The organism is Novispirillum itersonii (assembly GCF_014205675.1).
Classification (GTDB): Bacteria; Pseudomonadota; Alphaproteobacteria; order Rhodospirillales; family Rhodospirillaceae; genus Novispirillum; species Novispirillum itersonii_A.
Genome location: NZ_JACIIX010000021.1, coordinates 1 through 25,776, shown reverse-complemented (window position 1 = coordinate 25,776; position 25,776 = coordinate 1). Strand labels below are relative to the sequence as shown.

Below are 25,776 nucleotides of genomic sequence, written 5' to 3'. Positions count from 1 at the left end.
TGATGCACCGCCTGCTGCTGTCCCAGATCAAACGGACCTTTGGCCTGAAAACCAAAGAGGACCTTGAGGCTGCCCTGTCCGGTCTGGAAGCGCAGGCGGACCGGCTGGATCCGGCCGGGCAGGCGTTGCTGCTGGGGCTGCGCCCGCTGCTGGACCGGGTGTCGCAGGCCTATGGGCAGTCTGACCGCGACCTTGATCTGCGCAGCCGCAGTCTGGAGCTGAGTTCGCAGGATCTGGTGCAGGTCAACCAACGCCTGCGCAACGATGCCGCCGCCCAGCGGCATGCCCTGAAAGCGTTGCAGGTGACAGTGGCGGCGCTGGTCGATGACGGTATGGAAAAACCGGCAGAGGACGCCGGAGGCGACGACGACGACAGCCAGTCGGTGACGGTGCTGGCCCGGCGGGTGGCGCAGCTGGTCGATCAGCGGCGGGCGGTGCAGGAGGCGCTGGAGCAGCAGAAATTCGCTCTTGATCAGCATGCCATCGTCAGCATCACCGATGCGAAGGGTAAGATTATTTATGCCAATGACCGCTTCTGCGAGATCAGCGGTTATACTCGGGAAGAACTGCTGGGGCAAAGCCACAGTCTGGTCAATTCCGGGGTTCACCCCAAAGAGTTTTTCGCTGATCTGTGGGCGACGATCCGCTCTGCCCGGGTCTGGAACGGGCAGGTCTGCAACCGTGCCAAGGACGGAACGCTGTACTGGGTCGAGGCGACGATTGTTCCGCTGAACATCGTTGACGGAGTTCCGACCCAGTATATCGCCATCCGCACCGACATCAGCCATCAGAAGCGGATGGAAGAACAGCTGCGGCAGAACCGGCGCTTTTTGCAGGGCATCACCAACTCCATGGGGGAAGGGGTCTACTGCCTGAACGAGGACGGTTACTGCACCTTCCTGAATCCGGAGGCGGAACGCCTGCTGGGCTGGTCGCTGCGCGATCTGCGGCAGATCCGCATGCATGATGCGGTGCACAGCCAGCGGTGGGATGGCACCCCGATGCCGATCACCGAATGTCCGTCCTCGCTGGCGGTGCTGAAGGGGGAGACCTACCGCAGCGAGGATGAATGGTTTATCCGCCGCGATGGCACCCGCTTCCCGGTGTCTCTGGTTGCCGTGCCGTTGCGTGAGGACGGTGAGATTATCGGCGCGGTCGGGGTATTTCAGGATATCACCGAGCGGAAGCGGATTCTGGAGGCAATGGAGCAGAGCGAACAGCGGCTGACCATTGCGCTGGAGGCGTCCAACACCGGCCTGTGGGACTGGAATCCGCAGACCGATGCCGCCTATCTCAGCGACCGCTGGAAGGCGATGCTGGGGTATCAGCCGAAAGATCTGGACAACAGCGGGGCCACCTGGGGCGCGTTGATGCACCCGGATGATCTGCCGGAGGTTCTGGAACAGCTGAACCGTCATTTCGACGGTGAGACCGAGGTGTTTGAGCAGGAATTCCGGATGCGGCACCGGGACGGCCACTGGGTGTGGATTCTCAGTTCCGGCAAGGTGATCGACCGGGATGACCGGGGTCTGCCGCTGCGGGTGACCGGGATCCACAAGGATGTGTCGGAAAGCAAGCGTATCCTGTCGGAACTGACGGCGGCTAAAGAGGATGCCGACAAGGCCAACCGCGCCAAGAGTGATTTTCTGGCCAATATGAGCCATGAAATCCGCACCCCGATGAATGCGGTGATCGGGCTGAGCCATCTGCTGGCCCGGACGGACCTTGATCCCCGGCAGCGTGATTATCTCGATAAAATTCAGGGCGCATCCCGCACCCTGCTGGGCGTGATCAACGATATTCTTGATTTCTCGAAGATCGAGGCCGGAAAACTGTCTCTGGAGCAGGTTCCGTTTGATCTGAACCAGTTGATTCACGACGTGACGGTGGTGTTGCAGCCCCGCCTGCGGGAAAAAGATCTGGAGTTGGTGATTGATCTGGCGGAAACGGTTCCGCCGCGCCTGATGGGCGATCCGCTGCGGCTGTCGCAGGTGCTGCTGAACCTGCTGGGCAATGCGGTCAAATTCACCCAGCAGGGCGAAATCCTGCTGCGCTTTGCCGCTTCCGGGGCCGACCCGGCGGAGGAAGGGCTGGTGCCGCTGGTCATCTCCGTCGCCGATACCGGCATTGGCATGACCGAGGACCAGTTGAAAGGGCTGTTCCGTCCCTTCACGCAGGCCGATACCTCAACCACCCGCCGTTTCGGCGGTACCGGCCTCGGGCTGGCGATTTCGCGCCAGCTGGTTGACCTGATGGGCGGAACCATCGGGGCTGCCAGCGTTCCGGGGATGGGATCCACCTTCACCGTCACCCTGTCGCTGAAGGCGGAACAGGCGGTGACCCGGGTGGCGAAAGCGTTGCCGTCGCTGCGTCTTCCGCTGGGAAGCCGCCGGGCACTGGTGGTGGATGACAGTCTGGCGGTCCGGTCCATCCTGAAGGATCTGCTGGAGCGCAGCAACATTCCCACCCGTACCGCCGCCAGCGGGGCACTGGCCCTGAAAGAGCTGCGGGAGAGCTGCGGCAACGGGTCCGCCCTTTTTGATCTGGCGGTGATTGACTGGCGGATGCCGGATATGAGCGGGACCGAGCTGCTGCGCACCATGCGCAGTGTCGGCTATACCATGCCGGTGATCATGACCACCGCCTATGGAGTGGAAGGGCTGCTGGCGGACCTTCAGGAGTTGCCGGTCAGCGCAGTTCTGGAAAAGCCGATCACACCGTCCGGCATGTTTGATGCGGTGATGGAGGCCCTTGAAGGGTCTGCCGATACGGCACCGGCCGCCCCCGCGCCGCTGGCGGGGGATGAGGCGGGGCCGGAGCCGTTGCGCGGGTTCCGCCTGTTGCTGGCGGAAGACAACACCATCAACCAGATGGTGGCGACGGAGCTGCTTCAGGCGATGGGGGCATCCGTCACCGTCTGTGATAACGGTCTGGAGGCGGTTGAACGTCTGCGGCAGGATGCGGACTTTGATGTGGTTCTGATGGACGTGCAGATGCCGGTGATGGATGGGTACACCGCCGCCCGGGCGATCCGCGGTCTGCCGGGGCGGGCGGCCCTGCCGGTGATTGCGATGACGGCCCACGCCATGGCCAGTGACCGCGACCGCTGCCTTGAGGCGGGAATGAACGACCACATTTCCAAGCCGATTGATCCGGCCGCCCTGCGGGACACCGTTCTGCGGTGGCGTCCGCAGGATGGGTCTGTGCAGACACAGCCGGGGGTCGCGGTCACCCGGGTGTTCCCATCCGGGGCCAACCGCAAGGCGACACCGCCGGAGGTGATCCTCCAGACCGCGGTTCTGCCGGGCCTCTCGCTGGACGTTGCCCTGCGCAACCTGAATGGCAATGCCGCCCTGCTGCACCGGCTGCTGCTGGATTTTGCCGTCGGTCACGGCTGTGAGGCCCTGACATGGCGCCAGCTGGTGGAGCGGGAAGACTGGGCTGCGATGAACGGGCTGGCCCATACCCTGCGCGGCACGGCTGCCACGCTGGGGGCGCAGCGGATTGCCGCCATTGCCGGAGATCTGGAGATTGCGGTGGGCAGGGGAGCTGCGTCGCAGCGGGGGGAAATCATCGTCCTGACCGACCTCCTGACCGAAGCATTGTCTGAGGTGGTGCAGGGGATTGCCACTCTGCCGAGCCCGGAGGCGGTGCGGCCTGACGAATCGCATCTTGCCCCATCGCCTGCGGAAGGCGCGGTTCTGCCGGAGACGTTGGGGCAGACGCTGGAAACGCTGGAGACCGTCCTGTCCGATGCCGACCCGGCGGCGGAAGATCTGGCGGCGGAGCTGCTGGCTTCCCTTCAGGGGACGCCGCTGGCGGCACAGGCCCGAATTCTGGCCCGGCAGGCCGCCAGCTTTGATTTCGAGGATGCTCTGGAAACCCTCCGGGCTCTCCGGCAGGTGGCGGAAACCGGTGCGGAGGGGTCGACCCGGTAGAGTATCCATCCTATCCGGCTTACCGCCCGCCCTTACTGTCCGCCACCACGATGGGGCAACGCCCAGCCGGGGCGGGGGAAGTGGCAGGTATAGCCATTGGGGTAACGGATCAGGTAATCCTGATGTTCGGGTTCCGCTTCCCAGAACGGACCGGCGTCCTCCACCTCGGTGACCACCGGCCCCGGCCAAAGACCGCTGGCATTGACGTCGGCAATGGTTTCCGTGGCGGTGGCCCGCTGGGCTTCCGACACCACATACAGGGCCGAGCGGTACGACGGCCCGATGTCATTGCCCTGCCGGTTGCGGGTGGTGGGGTCGTGAATCTGGAAAAACACTTCCAGAATCCGCCGGTAGGTCAGGACTGACGGATCAAACCAGACCTCCACCGCCTCGGCATGGCTGCCGTGGTTGCGATAGGTGGCGTTGGGCACATCGCCGCCGGTATAGCCAACCCGGGTTTTCAGCACGCCCGGCAGCCGCCGGATCAGATCCTGCAGTCCCCAGAAGCAGCCACCGGCCAGAATGGCCCGTTCCGTTCCGGGGGGCATAAGGGAGTCGGTCATTCAGTGGTCCTCCAGTGCGGCGAGATAGGCGCCATAGCCTTCGGCGGCCATGCGGTCGCGCGGGACAAACCGCAGGGCGGCGGAATTGATACAGTACCGCAGGCCGCCCCGGTCCGGGGGGCCGTCGTCGAAGACATGCCCCAGATGGCTGTCGGCATGGGCGGAGCGGATCTCGGTGCGGACCATGCCATGACTGGTGTCATTCAGCTCCTGCACGGCAGCGGGAACCACCGGCCGGACAAAGCTGGGCCAGCCGCAGCCGGACTCAAACTTGTCGGTGGACAGGAACAGCGGCTCCCCCGAGACCACATCGACATAGAGGCCGGGGTCCTTGGTGTGCAGATAGGCCCCGGTGCCGGGGTACTCCGTTCCGCCCAGCTGAGTAACTCTGTACTGTTCCGGGGTCAGGGCCTGCACGGCCTGTTCGGTTTTGGTGTAGGGGGCCATAGGGGCGGGTCCTCCTGACAGACGAAAAAACAGGGGCGGTCTGATGTTGGCCGGAACGGCGGCCAGAGTCTGAAGCCAGACCCTGAAGCCTGACGTCAGACCCTGAAGATGGGGCGGCAGGGCGGATCCGTCCAGTCACAGGGCCGTGTGTTAACATGCGCTTTTTTCGCGCAGGAAACCGGTGCCACCACCGTATAACTGATATCAGGAACGAGACCGGGACCGATACGCACTGTGAGCATGGACGATACTGCTCTTCTGGCCGCCGTTGCCGACGGGGACCACGGGGCTTTCGGCATCCTGATGGACCGGCACGGACCGCGTGCGCTGGCGCTGGCCGTGCGCATGACCGGATCCCGGCAGGATGCGGAAGATATAGTTCAGGAGGCCTTCTTAAGGGTCTGGCGTCATGCCGGACGTTGGGATGCCTCCGGCGGGGCACGGTTCAGTACCTGGCTGTACCGGATTGTCCTGAACCTGTGCCTTGACCGCAGGCGTCGGGCGCCGATGGCTCCGCTGGATGATGTGGCGGAGCCGGAGGATCCTTCGCCGGATGGATTGCAGCAGTATTCCGGGGAGCAGGCCCGGGCACTGGTGCAGGAAGCGCTGGACAGCCTGCCGGAACGGCAGCGCGCGGCCCTGTCGCTCTGTTATTTTGGGAATGTGTCCGGTCAGGACGCGGCTGAGAGTCTGGAGGTGTCTGTGTCTGCCCTTGAGTCCTTGCTGGTGCGGGGGCGGCGGGCGTTGCGGACGTTCTTTACCAAGCGTGGACTGGATCGGTTGGGAGACGTGCTATGACTGAGGATCGGTTTCTCGACTGCCTCGACCTGTGGGGCAGTGATCTGTCCCGCTGGCCTGCCGCCGATCAGGCAGCGGCCCGGGACCTTGTTCAGCGCTCGGCACTGGCCCGGGATGCTCTGGCCCGCGACCGGATGCTGGAGGAGTTTTTGGGTGTCGCTGATCCAGCCGCCCGGCTGGAGGCCGGATCTCTGGATCGGGTGAAAAATGCTGTGTTTGCCGCTGTGGCGGCGGAGTCCACAGTGCGGCGGCCTGTCGCCGGAGCGGACACCCGTTCACCGCGTGCTGGCTGGCTGGGGCTGACGGAGCGGATCCGGGGCTGGTTTGACCTGCCTGATCCGGTCGCGCCGTGGGGCCTGCGGCTTGCTTCCGTTGTGCTGATTGCCGCGCTGCTGGGCAGCCTGACGGCACGCAGCATCACTCTGACCACACCATCGGGGACCGCGCTGGAACAGATCGCGATGGCAACCCCCTACACTGTGCTGGACGTGCAATGACCAAAGTTTCAACCTGGATTCTGATCGCTTCGTTAGGGTGCAACGCCTTCATGGGGGCCGCCATCGCCACCCATCTTCTGCGTGAACCGCCGGTACCGCCCCCGTTTGGCAAGATGCTGGAGGAAATGGCGGACACCCTGCCGCCGGAGGATGCCCGGCTGATGCGTCAGGCGATTGCCGCCAACGGGATTCTGATGAGCCGGGAACGGCATGAGGAGCAGTTCCAGAAACTGCGCGAGGCGGTCGCGGCGGATCCTTTCGATATCACGGCCTTCGTGGCGGCTGAGGCCCAGTTGCGTCAGCGTCAGACGGCAATGGGCGATATCATGCTGGATATTGTTCCCCGGCTGTCGCCGGAAGGCCGGAAGCGGCTGTCGGAATTCCGTCCGCCGCGTGGCCCGGGAGGACCGCGCGGTCCGGGTGGTCCCGGTCCCGGTCCCGGTGGCCCCGGAGAACCGAAGCCCCGCTGAAGGGGTCGGGATTCAGCTTTCTCGGCGGTTTTCCTCTATGAAAACGATATAAACGATAAAAAGTCAGTTTCTCCTGAAAAAAACTGATAAAGCCGCGCAGGAAAAATCGGCCGTCCGCGTTCAACCCCTTTGAAGCCTGCTTGTCTGTCGTGCTTATGGGGAGAGCGTTATGTCGATTTCATCCTTGTCCAGTTCGTCTGATCTCAGGACATCCCTGCTGTCAAACACCGGGTCGGTGTCCACCCGCCGGACCCGGCAGCAGGATACCGAGGCCTCGGCGCTCGCTGCCCTGATGTCCACCGGGCAGCAGCAGACGCAGCCTGTTTCCTTCCGTGATGCGCTGGAGGAGAAGCTGACGGCTGCGGTCGAGGCCGGGAACCTGTCTCAGGATGATGCCGACCTGATCCGTCAGGCCATGGACCAGCTGGATCAGCAGATTCAGCAGGGAAAGGGGCCGGGCAAAGGTCAGGGGCCGGATCCTTCGGAGATGTTCTCGGCCCTTGATGCCAATGGCGACGGCAGCCTGACCGAGGAAGAGTTTGTCGCCGGGCGTCCGGATGATGTCTCTGAAGAGCAGGCGCAGGCCTTTTATGCCGAGCTGGCCGGGGATACGACCACCGGTCTGTCCCTTGATCAGTTTGCCAGCGCCCTCGCCAGCAGCCGCCCGGAAGACCGGGTCGGCGGGGCTAGCCGTCCGGATCCGACCCAGATGTTTTCGGATCTGGATGCGGATGGTGACGGCATCCTGACCAAGGAAGAGTTTGTGGCAGGCCGTCCGGATGATGTCAGCGAAGACGATGCCGGTGCCCTGTATGATAAACTGGCCGGAGAAAATTCTTCCGGTCTGAGCCAGCAGCAGTTCGCGGATGCGATGTCGCAGGCTGGGACTCAGGTGGCCGGGGAGGCCGGTGGCCCGCCGCCTGCGGGCGGCGGCGGTGGCGGCGGTGGAAGCAGCTCGGAGGAAAAAACCGAAGTCAGCCGGACCTCCACCACCTCGGGCAGCCAGACGGTGACGGTCATCACCTACTCCGACGGCAGCACCGAGACCACGACCGAACCGGCAGCGGCCAGCGGAACATCTGCCACCGCCTCCGCCTCCTCGACATCCTCGTCGTCGGACTCGGTGGCTTCCCGTCTGATGGCTCTGCTCCAGACCCTTGGTGGCGGAGATGGCAGTGGCATGTCGTTCCTGAAGACGGCGATGACCGGGCGGATGGTTGACGTCCGGGCCTGAGCGAAGGCTTATCTGATGGACTGAAGATGTGCAGAAGACGGGTCCGGAAATCTCCGGGCCCGTTTCCTGTATCAGGGATCCAAAGCCCTCTTGGGGCAGAGGCTGGGCGAACCGGCTGAAAACAGGTACAGTTTCAGCAGGATACCCGCAGGGGGATCCGCTGTATCTGAAACAGGGAGCCCCCCGTGGCCCTTCATCCCGTTATCCTGTCCGGTGGCTCCGGCACCCGCCTGTGGCCACTCTCCCGCGCCAGTAAGCCCAAGCAGTTCCTGCCGCTGACCTCGGATCTGACCCTGTTTCAGGAAACCCTGCGCCGTCTGGAAGGCCTTGAGACCCTTGCTGCGCCGGTGATCGTCAGCAACGAGGCGCATCGTTTCTTTGTGCTGGAACAGCTTGATGAGATCGGCATCCGGCAGGCGACGGTGCTGATTGAGCCGGAGGGCAGAAACACTGCTCCTGCGATTGCCGCTGCCGCTCTCGCCGTGCAACGGGCGGATCCGGAGGGCCTGATTCTTGTGCTGCCGTCCGATCATGCGATCGGCGACAGCGCGGCGTTCCGCGCGGTGGTCCGGCAGGGGATTCCGGCGGCGGAAGCCGGGTGGCTGGTCACTTTCGGAATCACGCCGACAGCCCCCGAGACCGGCTATGGATACATCCGCCGGGGCGGGGCTCTGCCGGAGTCTCCCGGCTGTCATACGGTACAGGCGTTTCTGGAAAAACCGTCACGCAGCCGGGCAGAGGCCCTGATTGAGGCTGGAGACTGCGACTGGAATGCCGGTATTTTCCTGATGTCCGCCGCCCTGTATCTACGGGAGCTGGAAATGTACCAGCCGCAGATGCTGGATGCCTGCCGCCGGGCGGTGGCAGGGGCGCAGCCTGACCTTGGGTTTCTCCGGCTGGAGGCTGCCGCCTTTCTGGAAGCGCCAGCGATCTCCATTGATTATGCGGTGATGGAAAAGACCCGGCATGCTGCGGTGATCCCCTGTTGCATGGACTGGAGCGATCTGGGGTCGTTCACGGCCTTATGGGCCCATGATGCCGCATCCTCTGCCCCGGTGGAGCAGGGGCGGGGATACCAGCAGGACAGCCGCAACACCTATGTGCGCAGCAGCGGCCCCTTGGTGGCGGCGCTGGGGGTGCAGGATCTGGCGGTCATTGCCACGGACGATGCGGTTCTTGTGGCCGGAAAAGAGCATCTTCAGGATGTTGGCGGGCTTGTGAGGGCTCTGGAGGCCGCTGGCCTGACCGAAGCGCTGAACCATTCCACGGTTTACCGCCCATGGGGCAGCTATCGCAGTCTGGTGTCGGGCGAGCGGTTTCAGGTCAAGCATCTGATCGTCAAGCCGGGATGTAAGCTGTCGCTTCAGCGCCATTATCACCGGGCAGAGCATTGGGTGGTCACCCATGGTACGGCACAGGTGACCCTGAATCAGGACACCATGCTGCTGACGGAAAACCAGTCAGCCTATATTCCGATCGGGGCGTGGCATCGTCTGGAAAATCCGGGGCAGATGCCGTTGGAAATCATCGAGGTGCAGGTAGGGGGCTATCTGCGCGAGGATGATATTGAACGCAAGGATGATGCCTACGGCCGGGTATAGCCCGTGGACGGGGGAGGGGACGTGCTCCCCTCCTCCGGTCTTCCGGCTGACCCGGGACCGGAAAAGTCAAACCCCCGCTTCCGGGCAGAAAGCGGGGGTTCATGCCCGGCTGAAGGGAAGGGCGGGCAGTGCCAGCCGGGCGGTGCATCCGACGGATTTAGGCAGACATCCCTTGGCACAGGAGTTCCGTCGTTTGCAGGATCAGAATGTCTTTTTCCGCCGCCCCGGACAACGCACGAGTTGTGACAGCATGTGACGGAATTTGACGAAAATTATTCTTAAATTTTTCAGGGGCAAGGGGCGTTCACTTTATGGTGGAAAGCGCTTGAGAAGTCTGAAACAGAAGAGTGTTCTCCGATCGGGCAGGGGCTTCCGCTCAGTCGGCAGCAGTTCCGGTGTCGGCGGAGCCTATTACGGGCGGGGTCGTCCGGAGGACAGGGCGGAAAGAACGGACCGGGTGTCCTGATGCAGGCGGAATAAAACCGGCCGTTGCAGGTTGTGCTTCAGCAGCAGGCAGAACCGTTGCCCCTGCGGGCCATCGGTGACGCCGTTGACCAGAAGAATCAGACAGGCATCCGGGGTCAGCAGGGTCTGCCAGTTCAGAAATTCTGCCTGATGCCGGTCAATGGCCATGGCATCGAGAATCTGACCGCCCAGCCGGATATATCCCGGCCCGCCGTCGAGAACCAGCAGCAGGGTTTTGACAGGGGCACAGTCCCGTAAATGGTCTGTCAGATGGCGGAGAGAGGTTCCCGAGCGGGGAAGGACGGCCATGTCGTAGCCCGCGGGCAGATCCGGCAGAAGTCGCAGACTCTGCGCCAGATCTTCGTCAATGACCAGAAGATCGCGGTGCAGGGCAGGTTCTGCCAGAAAGTGATTCTGTCGTGATGCGTCGGACACGGTACCGGTCTTGGTCGGTCTGGGCCAGTTGGGGTCAGGCAAGCTGACCGATGGGTCAGGATTACTATAGAAGAACGCACCCAAGGGTTGCAAGGGACGTCATGTGTCAGGATGTGACGGAATGTGACGGAGGGTGAGGGGAAGGCTGGGGGGCAGACGCTGCGGTCAGCCAGCGCAGGAAGACCCGGCAGGAGGGCGACAGCACGGGAGCCGGTGTCAGCCAGTGGTATGTTCCGCTGGCAAGCGGAGGAAAACCGCTGATGGTGTTCAGGGTTCCGTCCGCAAGGGCGTCCTGTAGAAAGAACTCAGGAATCAGGGCAATGCCGAGCCCGGCGATGGCGGCCTGTACGGCCAGAAGGGTGGAATCGAGGGCAAGCGCCGCGCCGGTATCGGCGGGCTGTTCTGCCCTGCACATCCGGTGCCACAGGGGCCACAGGTCCGGCCGGGACCGCATGCTCAGGCGGGGAAGACGCAGAATATCCGCCGCAGTCTCCGTTTGGTGGGCTGCCAGAAACGCGGGGCTGGCAACCAGACGGCTGTGCTCTGGCAGGAACGGGGTTCCGGTCAGGCCGGAAAACTGGGCCGGATCCCGGCGGATGTACAGATCAGCAGGCTGGGAGCGGTCGATGGCACCCTGCCGGGTGTGCAGGGTTACCGTAATCTCCGGGTGGGCGGCCTGAAAATCCGGCAGGCGGCGCAGAAGCCAGTGCATGGTGAAGGTCGGCATGGCTTCGAGGATCAGTGTTGCCGGTTCGCGGGCGGGCAACAGGTGCCTGAAGGCGGCGTCAAGGTCAGCAAAGGCCGGTTCAATCCGGTCCAGCAGAAACTGCCCGTCCGGGGTCAGGGTGACCCGTCGCGGCAGGCGGAGGAACAGCGGGCCTGCCAGCAGCGCCTCCAGCGCCTGAATCTGGCGGCTGACCGCGCCGGGGGTGACCCCCAGAGCCTCGGCCGCCGCCTGAAAGCTGCCAAGCCGGGCGGCGACGGCAAACACCCGCAGGCCGTTCAGAGGCAGGCGGGGCATTGGAAGGGAGGGCGGGGACATAAGGCGATGCGGTCCACAGGTGAGGAAACCTCAAGTATAGGCCGGAGAACTCGTTTGCGGGAGTGGCCTGTTCCACGCCATCACTGAGGCGGTCGGGAACAGGTCCCGGAACGGTGATGGAGTGCTGAGGGTGGCTGACTATCCGATGTTTCTGCTGTTTGCGGCATTGACCGTGCTGAGCCCCGGTCCGGGGGTTCTGTTCACCGTCGGCAATGCCGTCAACCATGGTCTGGCCGGGGCTTTTGCGGGGAGTCTGGGAATTGCTGCCGGTGCCTTGATCATCGGGACACTGTCGATGACCGGGGTGGGCGTGGTGCTGTCATCCTCACCGCTGGCGTTCAGTGTGCTGAAGTACGCCGGAGCGGCCTATCTTGTCTTTCTGGGAGGGCGTCTGATCTGGTCGGGGCCGCGGTCTGCCGCGCAGAGTGGGGCGGTAATGCCGGAGACCGGGCAGGGGGCGGTCCGCCGGGAGGATGGGTTCCGGTGTCGGGGCTTCCGGCAGGGGCTGGAAGGGGTTTCATTGCAACTGACCAATCCGAAGGCAGTTTTCTTCTTTCTGTCGGTGTTTCCGCAGTTCATTGATCCCCGGCAGGAGACTGTCCGGCAATCGGCCCTGCTGGTGGTCAGCTATGCGGTGCTGGTGGTGGGAATCCACATGGGCTACGCCGCCTGCGCCGGACAGGTGCAGCGCCCGCTGTCGTCCTACCGGGGCCGCCTGTGGGTCAACCGGATCAGCGGTCTGGCCTTCCTGCTGTTTGGCGGGATGATGGCCCTCGCCCGGCCGTGACGGAGGATCAGCGCAGCGGGGCTGTGAACTGGTAGCCCTTGGTCGGCACCGTTTTCAGGGGCAGGTCCTGCCCGATCGCCTGTTCCACTTTGCGGCGCAGGCGGCGGATGGCGGCATCAAGACTGCGGTCTTCCGTTTCAACCGGATTCTTGCCGATCGATCCCAGAAGGGCGCTGCGGGTGGCAATGCCGTCGGGCGCGGTCAGGAAACATCCCAGCAGGCGCATTTCCTGTGCCGTCAGGCTGACGGACAGGCCGGACGGTGCCCGTAGCGCCCATTGCTGGGGATCCAGCCGCCAGTCTGCCGTTCCCGGTTCCGGTCCGGTTGCCTCTCCGGCGGAGGGTGCCGCCGGGGGTGCTGTTTCGGCGGCGGCAGGGTGTGGATCGGTTGCCCGCAGCCGCAGGGCAAGCGAGGTGATGGCGGCCACCAGTTCCCGCCCATCGGCCGGTTTGGTGAAATACAGGTCAGCCCCGCGCCGGAACCCTTGAATCCGGTCTTCGGTGCCATCCCGGGCGGTCAGCATGATGATGCCGTGGCGATGGTGATTGGCCTTCAGGTGTTCAACGATGCTGAAGCCGTCCTGATCCGGCAGCCCGACATCAAGAATGGCGATCTCGAACGGCTGGCTGGCCAGAATCTGATAAAATTCCAGCGCTGACTTTCCGGTCAGGACCTCAAAGCCCGCCAGTCCGATCAGGTCTGCCAGAGAGTCCCGCAGATCGGTGTCATCTTCGATCAGAACCACCCGCACCGGCGGGGTCAGTGGCGCCGGTGCACCGGGGAAGGCAGGCCGCATATCCATCAGACGTCCAACACTCTGGGCCGGGAACAGGTGTCCAGCAGGCCGGGGAGAACTACCGCTGGTTTATACAGCGGTCAGCGCCGGGAGATAACCCACCTTCTGCGGCCTGATATGGGATTGTCGCAGACGCCGGAATGTCGCACAAAGAAGGAAGCGGTTCATGGGGCAGGCACCCTGTGGACCCGGAACAGCACCGGTCAGGCGGGCCCGGCGCTGGTGATGGCCGCAGAGCAGGCGGCTGACAGGATTGCCGCCACACCATGGCGGACCGGAAACGGGAGAGAGACCGCGTGTATCAGGAATACAGACGCCGGAAGGGATCCCCGGCGGCGGCATTCCACCGCATGGTGAAGATTGCCCTGATGATTCTGCTGTGGGTCGGGTATGGGGCCCCGTCTGCTCACGCGGTTGAACCGTCTTCCTCCCCCCGGCCGGAAACGTTGGTTCTGCTGGATGGCCAGACCGCCGCCCAGAGCATGGCCGGTGTCTTTTCCATGCTCCGGGATCCCGGCGGTGCCTTGACCCTTGACGATGTGATCGCAGCGCAGGCCGGGGCAACCATGACTCCGCTGCCGGGGTTTCTCAGTCTCGGTTTTACCGGGGATGTTGTCTGGCTGCATGCCCGTATCAGTTCCGGAGCCAGTCGCCGGATGACCTGGGTGATGGAGCTGCGGCCGCCGTTCACCGATCATCTGGCCCTGTATGCCGGTCCGCCGGGGCAGGGAGCCGACGGGTTCCGGCTCAACCGGTTTGGGGATCAGGAACCGCTGTCCGGGCGCACCCTGCGGACCGCGCATTTCACCTCAATCCTGACGCTGGATCCGGGGGAGGTCCGTGACCTGTATATCCGGATATCGACCTCGGGGGCGGTGGTGCTGCGGGGATCTATCTCTGACATTAACGTCTTCACGGCGGCCAATACCCGTGAGGATCTGGTGATGGGGGCGGTCTACGGGACTTTTGCCCTGATTTTCCTGATGAACCTGATGTATTTTCTGTGGCTGCGGGACAGTTGGTATGTCCTCTACGGCATCTATGTCGCTTTTTCCGGGCTGGCCTATTTTTCTCTGTCCGGGTACATGCCGTTCCTGTTCGGTGATGTGTCGGTCCTGTTCGTTAATCAGGCCTACAGTATTCCGATGATGCTGTCGTCGCTGTTCGGCGGACTGTTCGGCATTGCCTACCTGCGCCTGAAGCAGCAGATGCCCTGGGTCTACCGGGCGATCGCGGTGATGATCGGTGTGTATGCGGTCGGGGCTGTCTGCTCTGCCGCCGGATATTATGCGGCGGTGGCTCCGGTCATCCTGCCGGTGATGATCGTCCACATTTACCTTTGTGTCGGTGCCGGGCTGGTGTTGTACCGGCGGGGATACCGGCCGGCCGGGGTGTTTACGGTCGCCTTTGTCCTTCTGGCGCTGGGCGGGGTCCTTAACACTTCGCGCACACTGGGGTTTCTCGACTCCTCTCTGCTGACCGACAACTCCACCCTGATCGGCATGAGTGCGCATATGGTGATGATGACGCTGGGGCTGGCGATGCGGGTCCGCGAGGCGGAGGCCGAACGGACGCAGGCCCAGAGTGATCTGGCGGCACTGGCGCGGTCATCCGAACGGAAGGCAATGCAACTGGTGGAGGAGAGGACCCGGGAACTGGCCATGGCCAAGGAGCAGCTGGAGGCTTCGCTGCGGGCGGAACGGCAGGCTATTGCTGACCAGATCCGCTTTATTGACATGATCTCCCACGAATACCGGACGCCGGTGTCGGTGTTGAACAGCAGTCTCGATACTTTGGCGCTGCGCCTGCCGGAAACCGGGATGGACGGGGGCCGGGTGCTGGAGCGGATGCGGCGGGCGATGCGTCGGTTGACCGAGGTGATTGAGGTCGGTTTGCAGCAGCAGCGCATGGATGGGCACGTCATGCGGCTGTATCCGGTCAATACCGATCTTCAGTCTTTGGTGATGGACGTTGTTCAGGCCTTCCGGACCCAGAGCCCGGAGCGGGAGATCCGCCTTAGTGGCCTGCGGGAAAGTCCGCCGACGGTGATTGCCGACGAAGAGATGATGGAGACCCTGTTCCGCAATCTGATCGGCAATGCCCTGAAGTACAGTCCGGCGGAGACGGTGGTGGATGTCCGCCTGTCTGATGAGGACGGAATGGTGCTGGTGGAAGTGGAGGACCGGGGCCGGGGAATCCCGGAGCAGGACCTGCCCCGGATTTTTGAGAAATATGCCCGGGGCAGCAACACGCAGGGCGTGCCCGGAACCGGGTTCGGGCTTTACATGGCGCGCAAGCTGGTCAACCTGCACGGCGGGACGATCCGCATCTTCAGCCGCCTTGGGGCCGGAACAACCGTCCGGGTCGGGCTTCCGAGGGCAGAGGCCGAACCTCTGTCACTCCCGGAAGCAGGCTGACAGCAGGATCGGGCGGCTGTCTCCGCTGTTTCGGGCGGCAAGGGTGTGGAGAGGAAGGCAGCCGGTTCCGTCATCCCGGCACAGGTTGAGCGGCCCGGTAAAGGCACTGTCGGGCAGCAGGAGCTGCGGGACCGGTGGCCGGGTGCTTCCGGAATATTCGAAACCGCCGTTGACCAGCCGGGCGTCTTCCGGAGGTTCCATTCCGGCGCCGGAGCCACCGATGCGGACCAGCCCCAGTTGCAGGCCCTGTGGGGTGACGCTCCAGTGTTCTTCCCACGGCGTTTTCTCGACAGAATGCAACCAACGCAGCTGAAACGTCTGAAGCGGAGCTGTGCCGGAATTTCCGGTGGTTGCGGCGAAGGGCCCGGCGGGCGGCAGTGCGGACAGGGGAAGCGGAGGCTCCCCCTGTAAGCCAATACACAGGGTCAGGATAGCAAGGGCGGAGGTCATGCGGCCGCTTTACGGCGGGTTTGCAGAACCTGATAGCCGATAAAGACAACCACCGAGGCAAACCCGATTTCATCGGTCATCGGGATCGCCGCAACCAGACAGAAGGCGGTGGCAGCCGCCCACAGCCGTTCCCACCAGCGCAGCGGACCGGACAGATAGCCGATGGCCGCAGCACCCCACAGGCCGACAGAGAGAACGGCTTTGACGGTCACATAAGCGACAGCAGGAATAAACCCGATCGCCGCCGGAAGATCCCCGGTGTTTTGCAGCATCAGGGCCGGAGTATAGACCGCCATGAACGGCACCACAAATCCGGCAATGGCGATGCGCATGGCCTGAAGGCCGATCTTCATCGCTGATTCCTTGGCGATGGAGGAGGCGGCAAAGGCAGCCAGCGCCACCGGCGGGGTCAGGTCGGCCATAATCCCGAAGTAGAACACGAACATGTGGCTGACAATCAGTGGCACACCCAGATTTGCCAGCGCCGGACCGACCAGTGACGAGGTGATGATGTAATTGGGGATGGTCGGGATCCCCATGCCAAGGATCAGGCAGGCGACCATGGTCATCAGCAGCGACAGGAACAGATTGTTTTCACCCACCGACACAATCACGCGGGTGAAATTGGAAGCGGCACCGGTCAGGGTCATGGTGGCGATGATGATGCCGACCAGAGCACAGGCGATGGCCACAGGCAGGGCATGGCGGGCCCCTTCGGCAAGGGATTCCACGCACAGGGACAGGGTCGCCTTACCGCCACGGATGAACACCAGAACGGCCACCAGTACGGCAATCACGGCAAAGACAACGGTGATACCAAGTTTGAAGAAAACCGAGCTGGCGAGCCCGATAAAAATCCACAGCAGGATCTTCATCGGCAACCTGCCCATGGAGGTGGCAATCCGGGATCCAAGGATCAGGATGGCGGTGAAGGCAAGGCCGACAGTTCCTGCAAACAGAGGCGTGAAACCGGAGAACAGAAGGACGACAAGGGCGGCCAGCGGAAGCAGCAGGTGCCAGCGTTCCCGCAGGGCCCGGGCGACGCTGGGCAGCTGGTCCTTCTCCATGCCTTTCAGGCCAAGGCGTCTGGCTTCCAGATGGACCATCCAGAAGGCGGTGGCAAAATACAGGATGGCAGGGATGACGGCCGCGCGGACAATCTCGGCATATCCGACGCCAAGGGTTTCCGCCATGATGAAGGCCACGGCCCCCATCACCGGCGGCATGATCTGCCCGCCCATTGAGGCGGTGGCTTCCACGGCCCCGGCGAAGGCTGAGGTGAACCCGCTGCGCTTCATCAGCGGAATGGTAAACTGGCCGGTGGTGACGACGTTGGCCACCCCGGATCCGTTGACCGTACCCATCAGGGCAGAGGAGACGACGGAAACCTTGGCCGGACCGCCCTGGGTGTGCCCGACCGAGCCGATCGCCAGATCATTGAACAGGCCGATAATGCCTGCCCGTTCGAGAAAAGCACCAAACACGATGAACAGGAAGATATAGGTGGCCGACACATAGGTCGGGGTCCCGTAGATGCCCTCAGTCCCCAGAAACATCTGGTCAATCACCTGATCAAACCCATAGCCACGATGGTTCAGGGGAGACGGCAGGTACTGACCGAACAGGGCATAGGACAGAAACAGGGTACAGACGACCGGCAGGGCGGTACCAAGAACCCGGCGGGCGGCCTCAAAGACCAGTGCGACGACAATGCAGCCGACAATCAGGTCGGTCTGGTTGGGGTCCCCGGCCCGGATGTTGAGATCGCTTTCGAAGACCCAGTGATAGAAGGCCAGCGCAAATCCGGCCGCGCCCAGACCCCAGTCCAGCCAGCTGCGCCAGTCGCCATTCCTGCGGGCATTGGCGGTGATGCCGAAGACCAGCAGCAGAATGAAGCCGACATGCAGGGATCGGGCGACGATTGAGGCAACCGGGGCATAGGCTGCGAAATAGATCTGCCAGACGGAGAAGGCGAGGGCGATCAGGAACAGCAGCTTGCCGACGACGGTGGAGCGGTCGCCAAGGCCGGCATGAAGGACGCCGCCGTCATCGACGGCGTTGATGGCGGCGTCAGGGGGGGATGCGGTCATGGGGAAACTTCCGGACAGAATGCGGTAGACGCGGTTCCGCCGGGACTGAGGGGGCAGCCCCGGCGGATCAGGTCAGGCAGGATCAGCGGGTCATGCTGATGCCTTTTTCCTTCAGATACTTTTCCGCACCGGGATGCAGCGGCAGCGGCATACCCTTGACGGCGTCAGCAAGGCTGAGTTCCTTGGCCGCAGCATGGGCACTGACCAGATCGCCCTGCTTTTCGAACATCAGACGGGTCATCTCGTAGACCAGATCTGCAGGCAGATCGGCCCGGGTGACGAGGAAGTTCTTGATGGCGACGGTATTGACGTCAGCCGTGACGCCATCATAGGTGCCAGCCGGAATTTTGGTGGAAATATAGACCGGGTTGACGATGGCTGCTGCAATGGATGCCGGAATTTCGACCACGGAAATGGCGGTGGTTGCCGACAGGTCACGGATGGCGGACACGCCGAGACCGGCGGAAATGATGGCGGCATCGAGCTGACGGTTCTTCATCAGTTCAACGCTTTCCCCGAAGGCGAGATATTCGGTTTTGCCAAAGTCAGAATAGCTGAGCTTCCCGGCAGCCAGAATTTCCCGGGCGTTCAGTTCGGTGCCGGATTTGGCCGGACCGACGGAAACGCGCTTGCCCTTCAGATCAGCCAGAGTTTTGATTCCGCTGTCGGCACGGGCGACGATCTGGATGTAATTGGGATAAATCCCGGCGATGCCGCGCAGATTCTCAAGCTTGGCCTTGAAACCGGCCTCTGCGTCCCCGCTCCAGGCGGAGGACAGGGAGTCACCGAGGGTGAAAGCCACTTCGCCGCGGCCGGAATTCAGCAGGTTGAGGTTTTCCACCGACGCCTTGGTGGACTGAACGCTGGTCCGGACATCCTTGATATTGTCAGCATAGATCTTGGAAAGGGCAACACCCAACGGATAATACACACCGGAAGTGCCGCCGGACAGGACGTTGACGAACTGTTCGGCCTGCGCCTGACCGGCCCCGATCAGGGTACCGATGGCAACGGCTGCGGCCAGAAATGACTTTTTCATGCAAGATCCTCCCGGGGATTCTCTGTGGTGTGGCCGGTCGTTTCGCCGGTTACGGGGTGGCTGGGGGAACTGTCCGCCTACCCCCTTTTGAGATTGATACAGCCTAGCGCAGGCCTCAGGAATGTATACAAAAAAAGCACCCCGCATGGACATCATGCGGGGTGCCGGTATTCGGGAAATGTATGGCTGCGATCACCCAATCCCGAGCTGGGCGGTCAGGCGTTCCATTGCCCGGTCGAAGCGGGTGAACATCTCGTCCAGTTCCGCATCGGTGATGATCAGCGGCGGACAGAACGAGACGATATCTCCGGCGAGAGACCGCAGGATCAGCCCTTCCTCCTGCGCCAGTTCCACCAGTCTGGCGGCAACGGCGGCAGCGGGCGGGAAGGACTCTTTGGTGGCTTTGTCGGCAACCAGTTCCAGCGCCCCGACCAGACCGATGCCGCGGGCATTCCCGACCAGCGGATGATCGGCATAGCGCATCAGGTGAGTCACGAAGGTCGGGGAGACGGCCCGGGTATGGGCGAACAGATCCCGCTCTTCGTAGATCTTCAGGGTTTCCAGTGCCACCGCTGCCGCCACCGGATGGGCGGAATAGGTGTAGCCATGGCCGAAGGACCCGATTTCCGCCGATCCCTTCTTTACCGCCTGATAGACGGCATCCGACACCAGAACTGCCGAGATCGGCAGATAGGCTGACGACAGGGCCTTGGCACAGGTCAGGATATCCGGGCGGATGTTGTAGGTCTGGCTGCCCCAGGCATTGCCGGTGCGGCCGAAGCCACAGATGACCTCGTCCGCCACCATCAGGATGTCGTACTTCTTCAGTACCGCCTGAATCTTGTCGAAATAGGTGGCCGGGGGAATGATCACCCCGCCAGCGCCCTGCACCGGCTCGGCGATGAAGGCCGCCACGGTTTCCGGTCCTTCGGCCAGAATCTGGGCTTCCAGTTCGTCGGCAAGGCGGGTGGCGAAAGCGTCTTCGCTCTCGCCGGGCCGGGCATAGCGGTAATGGTGCGGGCAACCGGTGCGGACCACCCCTTCGATTGGCAGGTCAAACGCCCGGTGGTTGACCGGCAGGCCGGTCAGGCTGGCGGCGGCGACGGTCACGCCATGATAGGCGCGCTCGCGGGCGATGATCTTCTTCTTCTGCGGGCGGCCAAGGATGTTGTTCATGTACCGGACAATCTTGACCACGGTGTCGTTGGCTTCCGACCCGGAGTTGGCAAAGAACACCTTGGTCAGGCCGTCCGGAGCCATCCCGATCAGCCGTTCTGCCAGTTCGATGCCCGGGGCATGCGACTTATGGCCGAACTGATGGAAGAACGGCAGGGCATCCATCTGCCGCAGAGCGGCTTCGCGCAGGCGCGGTTCCGAAAACCCGAGGGAGGCACACCACAGACCGGCCATGCCTTCGATGTATTCCTTGCCAGCAGTGTCGAACACTTTTACGCCCTCGCCGCGTACGGCAATCATCGGGCCCTTTTCCTCGTGGGCGGCCAGATTGGTATAGGGGTGCAGGACGTAGCGGATGTCTGCATCACGCAGGGCGTTCGACATGGGGGAGTCTCCTCAGTTCGTCGGGCAGTGTTTTGGAAGAAATGGGGGTGAAGTGGCAGCTTAACGACAGACTATTGCATATCAAATTGCGGAACGGGGGTCTTATCGCAATTTTATATCGTGTCCATACGGGGTTTGGCTGCCCCGTCCGGCCTGCCATCAGGCAAAAAAATACGGGTGATCCGTCCGGCCCGTTAACACAGCACCGCGGATCACCCGCAAGGGGACCCCGCCTGCCGACCGGTCACGGGGACCGGGGAGGGGCAGCCGGGGTGGGAGACTCTCACGTCCGTCTCCGGTAGGGATACTCAGAAGCAGAGAACGCTGAAAGCTTTACGCCTTGGCGGCGACCAGCTCTTCCAGAGCGGCTTCCAGAACGTCCATGCCTTCATTGACAAGGGCGTCGGAGGCCACCAGCGGCACCAGGAAGCGGATGACGTTGCCATAGGTGCCGCAGGACAGGATCACCAGACCCTTGGCGGCACACTTCTGCACCAGCGCCTTGGTCAGATCGGCATCCGGCTCGCGGGTGTCGCGGTTCTTCAGCAGTTCCACTGCCACCATGCCGCCGAGGGCACGGATTTCACCGATCACCGGCGACAGGGTGTTGCGGTTGGCCATGCCGTTCAGGCGGTCAACCATCAGGGTGCCGATGGTGTTGGCGCGGTCGCACAGCTTCTCTTCCTCGATCACGTCGAGGACGGCAAGACCGGCAACGCAGCCCAGCGGCGAACCGGCATAGGTGCCGCCCAGACCGCCCGGATTGCAGGAGTCCATCACCGACTTCTTGCCGACGACGGCAGACAGCGGGAAGCCACCAGCCAGCGACTTGGCAAGGGTCATCATGTCCGGTTCGATCCCGGCGTATTCAACGGCGAACATCTTGCCGGTCCGGGCGAAGCCGGTCTGGATTTCGTCGATGATCAGCAGGATGCCGTGTTCGTCGCAGATCTTGCGCAGGGCCTGCAACCATTCGGCCGGGGCAATGTTGAACCCGCCTTCACCCTGTACCGGCTCGACGATCATGGCGGCGATGCGCTTCGGGTCAACGTCGGACTTGAACAGGTTTTCCAGCGCCTTCAGGCTGTCAGCGACCGACACGCCACGGTAGGCGGTCGGGAACGGGGCATGGTAGATTTCCGCCGGGAACGGACCGAAACCGGCCTTGTACGGCAGGACTTTGCCGGTCAGGGCCATCCCCATCAGGGTGCGGCCATGGAACGCGCCGTTGAAGGCAATGACGCCGGAGCGCCCGGTGTGCTGGCGGGCGATCTTGACGGCGTTTTCAACGGCTTCGGCACCGGTGGTGACGAACATGGTCTGCTTCGGGCTCGGGCCCGGAACCAGCGCATTCAGCTTTTCAGCCAGCGCCACGTAGCTTTCGTACGGGGTCACCTGGAAGCAGGTGTGGCTGAAGTTATCCAGCTGCGCGGCGACGGCAGCCTTGATCTTCGGGTGATTGTGGCCGGTGTTCAGCACGGCGATGCCACCGGCGAAGTCGATGTAGCGCTTGCCTTCCACGTCCCACAGCTCAGCCCCTTCAGCGCGGGCGGTGAACACGGGCAGCATGGTGCCGACGCCGCGCGGAATGGCGGATTCACGGCGGGCCTGGAGGGCGGAATTATTGGACGCGGTCATGACAAAGGGTTCTCCGCAAAAGATTGGGAAGATCAGACAGAATGCGTGGGATCAGGGTCCCGTCCGGCCGGTCAGACCGGACGGGGCGCTATCGTGGGCAGGGGCTCAGGTGTTCACACCGCCCATGCACAGGTATTTGATTTCCAGGAAGTCATCGAGGCCGTACTTGGAGCCTTCGCGGCCGATGCCGGACTCCTTGACGCCGCCGAACGGGGCGACTTCGGTGGAGATGATGCCTTCGTTGATGCCGACGATGCCGTATTCCAGCCCTTCAGCGACGCGCCAGACGCGGCCGATATCGCGGGAGTAGAAGTAGGCGGCCAGCCCGAACGGGGTATCATTGGCCATCTGGATCGCTTCGGCTTCGGTGTGGAAGCGGAACAGCGGGGCCACCGGGCCGAAGATTTCTTCCGAGAAGATCGACATGTCGGCGGTGACGCCGGTCAGGATGGTCGGCTCGAAGAAGGTGCCGCCGAGGGCATGGCGCTTGCCGCCCAGCTCCGGCTTGGCGCCCTTGGCCACCGCTTCCGACACCAGACGTTCCACCTTGGCGATGGCGTCTTCGTTGATCAGCGGGCCCTGTGTCACCCCGGCCTCAACCCCGTTGCCGACCTTCAGCGCCTTGACGGCCTCGGCCAGCCTGGCGGCGAAGGCGTCATAGACGCCATCCTGCACCAGAATGCGGTTGGCGCAGACGCAGGTCTGCCCGGCGTTGCGGTACTTGGAGGCAATCGCCCCCTGCACGGCGGCATCAAGGTCCGCGTCATCGAACACGATGAACGGCGCATTGCCGCCGAGTTCGAGGGACACTTTCTTCACCGTACCGGCGCACTGGCGCATCAGCAGCTTGCCGACTTCGGTGGAGCCGGTGAACGACAGCTTGCGCACCAGCGGGCTGCCGGTCAGCTCGCCGCCGACTTCGGCCCCGTGTTCGCAGGTGACGATGTTGAACACGCCCTTGGGGATCCCGGCCTGTTCGGCCAGTTCCGCCAGCGCCAGCGCCGACAGCGGGGTGTCTTCCGCCGGTTTCACCACCACGGTGCAGCCCGCGGCCAGCGCCGGGGCGCACTTGCGGGTGATCATGGCGTTGGGGAAGTTCCACGGGGTGATGGCGGCGACCACACCGATCGGCTCCTTCACCACCACGATCCGCTTGTCCGGGCCGTGGGCCGGGACGACATCGCCATAAACGCGCTTGGCTTCTTCGGCGAACCATTCAATGAAGTTGGCACCGTAGACCACTTCGCCCCGGGCTTCGGCCAGCGGCTTGCCCTGTTCGGCGGTCATCAGCTGGGCCAAATCTTCCTGATTGGCCAGAATCAGGGTGTACCACTTGCGCAGGATGTTGGCGCGTTCCTTGGCGGTCTTGGCCCGCCACGCCGGCAGCGCCGCATGGGCGGCGGCAATCGCCTGCTTCGCCTCGGCCGCGCCCATATCCGGGACCTGCGCCAGTTCGGCCCCCGTCGCCGGGTTCAGGACGGCAAAGGTCTTGCCGCTCGCCGCGGCCTGCCATTGCCCGTCAATGTACCCCTGCGTGCGGAACAGGGACGGATTGCTGATAAAGGACGGGGTCGCAGAAGTCATCGGGGGAGCCTTTCCCTTCGGGATGGTGGCGCTACGCGCACGGAGCGGTCGTGGCTTTCGCACAGGGGAAAGCGGCGGTCCGTGCATCACAGAAAAGAGCCTACTACCGTTTAAAAAATTCGACAACAGGAATCGCTGTGTTTTAATCAAACTCCGCGGGCCTGATCCCCCTCTGTCCGGGAGGGGGGAGGAACCGGAAAAAATATAGAAAATATCAAAGGGTTGATCCCCGTTGTGACAACTGTTTGCCAGCATGGGGCAAGGTGTGACACGAGTGTTGGCCCGATAAAAAAAATGACTTAAAATATTAGACGGTATGAGAGAGGAGTCACCCATGGAGATCGACGTCGGAACCCGCCTGAAACAGGTGCGGGAGGCGGCGGGCTTGTCCCAGCGGGAACTCGCCCGGCGTGCCGGGGTAACCAACGGTACAATCTCCCTGATCGAGCAGAACAGGAACAGTCCGTCCGTCGCCTCCCTGCGCAAAGTGTTGCAGGGGGTGCCGATGACCCTGTCGGAGTTTTTCAGCTACGAAATTCCCGAAGAAGAGAAAATCGTCTTCCGCGCCAATGAGCTGTTTGAAATTGCCAGTGACCTTCACGGGGACAGCAAAGGCCGGATTTCCTTCCGGCAGGTGGGGGATGCGGGGAAGCATAGCCTTCAGATTCTGCATGAAGTCTATGAGCCGGGGTCTGACACCGGCCGGACCATGTTACAGCACGCGTCTGTCGAAGGCGGCGTGGTGGTTTCAGGCCGTTTTGAACTGACTGTCGGAGACCAGAAATACATTATGGGGCCGGGGGACTCCTATCTGTTTGACAGCCGTCAGCCTCACCGGTTCCGGAATCCCTTTGACGAACCCTGCGTGATCGTTTCCGCCTGTACCCCGCCTTACCTGTAAGTGTCTGTCTTCCCGGACGGGACAGGGGCTCTTCTCCGAAAGAACAGGGCCTGTTCCCCGAAAGAACACGTGTGCGGAAGACAGCTTTTCGCTATGCCCGTGTTCTTGCGAGACGGTAGGGCGATGTGTGCGATGAGGAGGATGATCGGCGGGTTTCTGGCCTGCTTTTTGGTTCTGTGCAGCGGAGGGCTGGCCCGGGATGCCGTGGCAGAGGGTCGGCCGGTACGGTCGATGACCGGTTGTTATGACCTCTGGCCGCCTTACACCCTTGCCGGTGGCGGAGGGATCACCCCCGAGCTGGTGAGAGCGGTGGCGAACCATGCCGATGTCTCGGTGACCCTGATCCAGATGCCGTGGAAGCGCTGCCTGACCGCTGTCGAGCAGGGGAGTCTCAGCTTTGCGCTCGATGCAACGCCGCGCCCCGGCTACCTGACGTCGGCCCTGCCGGTGACGCATGTCCGGACCGGGGTTTTTGCGTTGCTGGGCCGTTTTGCGGATCTGTCAGATGTTGCGGGGATGCCGGAGGTCCTGATCGGGCGGCCCTTGGGCTGGAGCAACTGGGAAACCATCAGCGATGAGATGCCGTCCGGCCCCACCTACACGGTGGTGCAGGCCGGTGAGGCAGACCAGATGCTGGAGATGCTGCGGCATAACCGGATTGATCTTTACGTCGATGACGTTCAGTCCGCCCGGTCGCTGGCAGCCCGGCACGGGATCCGGCTGACAACCCTGCTGATACCACCGGACGGGACGGATCTTTATGTTCTGTTCGGACGTGACCGGTTCGCGGAAAAAGAAATGTGGGACGCCGCAGTGACCGGGTTACAGGCGACGGGCTGGCTGGATGCCCACTTCCGGCGTCATCATATGGCACAGTGAAAAACCCCGGCCTCCTGATCGGAGCCGGGGTTTTTCTGTCAGCAAACGCCTGAGATACCGTGTTGACCGTCAAGACGGATGAAACGGTTTTCTTGTTTTCATGATGCCATAGGCGATGACGAGCAGTTTTCTGGCAACGGCGACG

21 protein-coding genes are annotated in these 25,776 nt (G+C 63.0%); 10 read left to right on the top strand and 11 right to left on the bottom strand.

Annotation, left to right across the window (positions count from 1 at the left end; all coding sequences use genetic code 11):
* Positions 1-2 precede the first annotated feature (2 nt).
* Positions 3-3,938 (top strand): PAS domain S-box protein, encoded by a 3,936-nt coding sequence (locus FHS48_RS18785; protein WP_184266126.1) that lies wholly within the window; start codon positions 3-5, stop codon positions 3,936-3,938.
* A gap of 32 nt (positions 3,939-3,970) precedes the next feature.
* Here the strand turns inward: FHS48_RS18785 and msrA are convergent, their stop codons facing one another.
* Together msrA and msrB are read right to left on the bottom strand one after the other, a co-directional pair.
* Positions 3,971-4,501, bottom strand: a complete 531-nt coding sequence (gene msrA, locus FHS48_RS18780; RefSeq protein WP_221443600.1) for a peptide-methionine (S)-S-oxide reductase MsrA — start codon at positions 4,499-4,501, stop codon at positions 3,971-3,973.
* A complete protein-coding gene (msrB, locus tag FHS48_RS18775) occupies positions 4,502-4,948 on the bottom strand; it encodes a peptide-methionine (R)-S-oxide reductase MsrB (RefSeq protein WP_184266123.1) in 447 nt (148 codons plus the stop codon).
* A 240-nt stretch (positions 4,949-5,188) separates the two neighbouring features.
* Here msrB and FHS48_RS18770 point away from each other — a divergent pair, with 240 nt between their 5' ends.
* The 5 genes from FHS48_RS18770 (at position 5,189) to FHS48_RS18745 (ending at position 9,548) form a co-directional block, all read left to right on the top strand.
* Positions 5,189-5,746: an RNA polymerase sigma factor gene (locus FHS48_RS18770; protein ID WP_221443599.1), complete on the top strand. Its 558-nt coding sequence runs from the start codon at positions 5,189-5,191 to the stop codon at positions 5,744-5,746.
* Positions 5,743-6,243 (top strand): hypothetical protein, encoded by a 501-nt coding sequence (locus FHS48_RS18765; RefSeq protein WP_184266117.1) that lies wholly within the window; start codon positions 5,743-5,745, stop codon positions 6,241-6,243. The genes FHS48_RS18770 and FHS48_RS18765 overlap by 4 nt, the downstream gene beginning before the upstream one ends.
* A complete protein-coding gene (locus FHS48_RS18760) occupies positions 6,240-6,713 on the top strand; it encodes a periplasmic heavy metal sensor (protein WP_184266114.1) in 474 nt (157 codons plus the stop codon). The genes FHS48_RS18765 and FHS48_RS18760 overlap by 4 nt, the downstream gene beginning before the upstream one ends.
* Before the next feature lie 169 nt (positions 6,714-6,882).
* Positions 6,883-7,947, top strand: a complete 1,065-nt coding sequence (locus FHS48_RS20320) for an EF-hand domain-containing protein (protein ID WP_260402590.1) — start codon at positions 6,883-6,885, stop codon at positions 7,945-7,947.
* A gap of 185 nt (positions 7,948-8,132) precedes the next feature.
* A complete protein-coding gene (locus FHS48_RS18745; RefSeq protein ID WP_184266111.1) occupies positions 8,133-9,548 on the top strand; it encodes a mannose-1-phosphate guanylyltransferase/mannose-6-phosphate isomerase in 1,416 nt (471 codons plus the stop codon).
* A 411-nt stretch (positions 9,549-9,959) separates the two neighbouring features.
* On the opposite strand, the gene FHS48_RS18740 is transcribed toward FHS48_RS18745, so the two are convergent.
* Together FHS48_RS18740 and FHS48_RS18735 are read right to left on the bottom strand one after the other, a co-directional pair.
* The gene (locus tag FHS48_RS18740; protein WP_184266108.1) at positions 9,960-10,448 is read right to left on the bottom strand and encodes a DUF4347 domain-containing protein; all 489 of its coding nucleotides are present in this window, start codon (positions 10,446-10,448) and stop codon (positions 9,960-9,962) included.
* 106 nt (positions 10,449-10,554) lie between these two features.
* Positions 10,555-11,469: a LysR substrate-binding domain-containing protein gene (locus FHS48_RS18735; RefSeq protein ID WP_184266105.1), complete on the bottom strand. Its 915-nt coding sequence runs from the start codon at positions 11,467-11,469 to the stop codon at positions 10,555-10,557.
* 151 nt (positions 11,470-11,620) lie between these two features.
* Between FHS48_RS18735 and FHS48_RS18730 the strand changes: the two genes are divergently transcribed.
* A complete protein-coding gene (locus FHS48_RS18730; protein WP_184266102.1) occupies positions 11,621-12,277 on the top strand; it encodes a LysE family translocator in 657 nt (218 codons plus the stop codon).
* Between the two features lie 7 nt (positions 12,278-12,284).
* Here FHS48_RS18730 and FHS48_RS18725 read toward each other — a convergent pair whose 3' ends face one another.
* Positions 12,285-13,079, bottom strand: coding sequence for a response regulator transcription factor (locus tag FHS48_RS18725; protein ID WP_184266099.1), 795 nt, complete (start codon positions 13,077-13,079; stop codon positions 12,285-12,287).
* 260 nt (positions 13,080-13,339) lie between these two features.
* On the opposite strand from FHS48_RS18725, the gene FHS48_RS18720 reads away from it, so the two are divergent.
* Entirely contained in the window at positions 13,340-15,490 is a 2,151-nt protein-coding gene (locus tag FHS48_RS18720) for a sensor histidine kinase (protein WP_184266096.1), read from the top strand.
* On the opposite strand, the gene FHS48_RS18715 is transcribed toward FHS48_RS18720, so the two are convergent.
* The 6 genes from FHS48_RS18715 to FHS48_RS18690 form a co-directional block, all read right to left on the bottom strand.
* Positions 15,470-15,940: a DUF1850 domain-containing protein gene (locus FHS48_RS18715; protein ID WP_260402588.1), complete on the bottom strand. Its 471-nt coding sequence runs from the start codon at positions 15,938-15,940 to the stop codon at positions 15,470-15,472. The two genes, FHS48_RS18720 and FHS48_RS18715, sit on opposite strands and share 21 nt — an antisense overlap.
* Positions 15,937-18,030, bottom strand: a complete 2,094-nt coding sequence (locus tag FHS48_RS18710; protein ID WP_184266090.1) for a TRAP transporter permease — start codon at positions 18,028-18,030, stop codon at positions 15,937-15,939. The genes FHS48_RS18715 and FHS48_RS18710 overlap by 4 nt, the downstream gene beginning before the upstream one ends.
* An 82-nt stretch (positions 18,031-18,112) precedes the next feature.
* A complete protein-coding gene (locus FHS48_RS18705) occupies positions 18,113-19,069 on the bottom strand; it encodes a TAXI family TRAP transporter solute-binding subunit (protein WP_184266087.1) in 957 nt (318 codons plus the stop codon).
* A gap of 192 nt (positions 19,070-19,261) precedes the next feature.
* Positions 19,262-20,629 (bottom strand): aspartate aminotransferase family protein, encoded by a 1,368-nt coding sequence (locus tag FHS48_RS18700; RefSeq protein ID WP_184266084.1) that lies wholly within the window; start codon positions 20,627-20,629, stop codon positions 19,262-19,264.
* A 333-nt stretch (positions 20,630-20,962) separates the two neighbouring features.
* Entirely contained in the window at positions 20,963-22,267 is a 1,305-nt protein-coding gene (gabT, locus tag FHS48_RS18695) for a 4-aminobutyrate--2-oxoglutarate transaminase (RefSeq protein ID WP_184266081.1), read from the bottom strand.
* Between the two features lie 105 nt (positions 22,268-22,372).
* Complete coding sequence (locus FHS48_RS18690; protein WP_184266078.1) at positions 22,373-23,851, bottom strand: NAD-dependent succinate-semialdehyde dehydrogenase; 1,479 nt, start codon at positions 23,849-23,851, stop codon at positions 22,373-22,375.
* Positions 23,852-24,185: 334 nt separating this feature from the next.
* Here FHS48_RS18690 and FHS48_RS18685 point away from each other — a divergent pair, with 334 nt between their 5' ends.
* Both FHS48_RS18685 and FHS48_RS18680 read left to right on the top strand, forming a co-directional pair.
* Positions 24,186-24,752: a cupin domain-containing protein gene (locus tag FHS48_RS18685; protein ID WP_184266075.1), complete on the top strand. Its 567-nt coding sequence runs from the start codon at positions 24,186-24,188 to the stop codon at positions 24,750-24,752.
* A gap of 231 nt (positions 24,753-24,983) precedes the next feature.
* On the top strand, positions 24,984-25,631 hold the full coding sequence (locus tag FHS48_RS18680; protein ID WP_184266072.1) for a substrate-binding periplasmic protein: 648 nt from the start codon (positions 24,984-24,986) through the stop codon (positions 25,629-25,631).
* Positions 25,632-25,776: the final 145 nt, after the last annotated feature.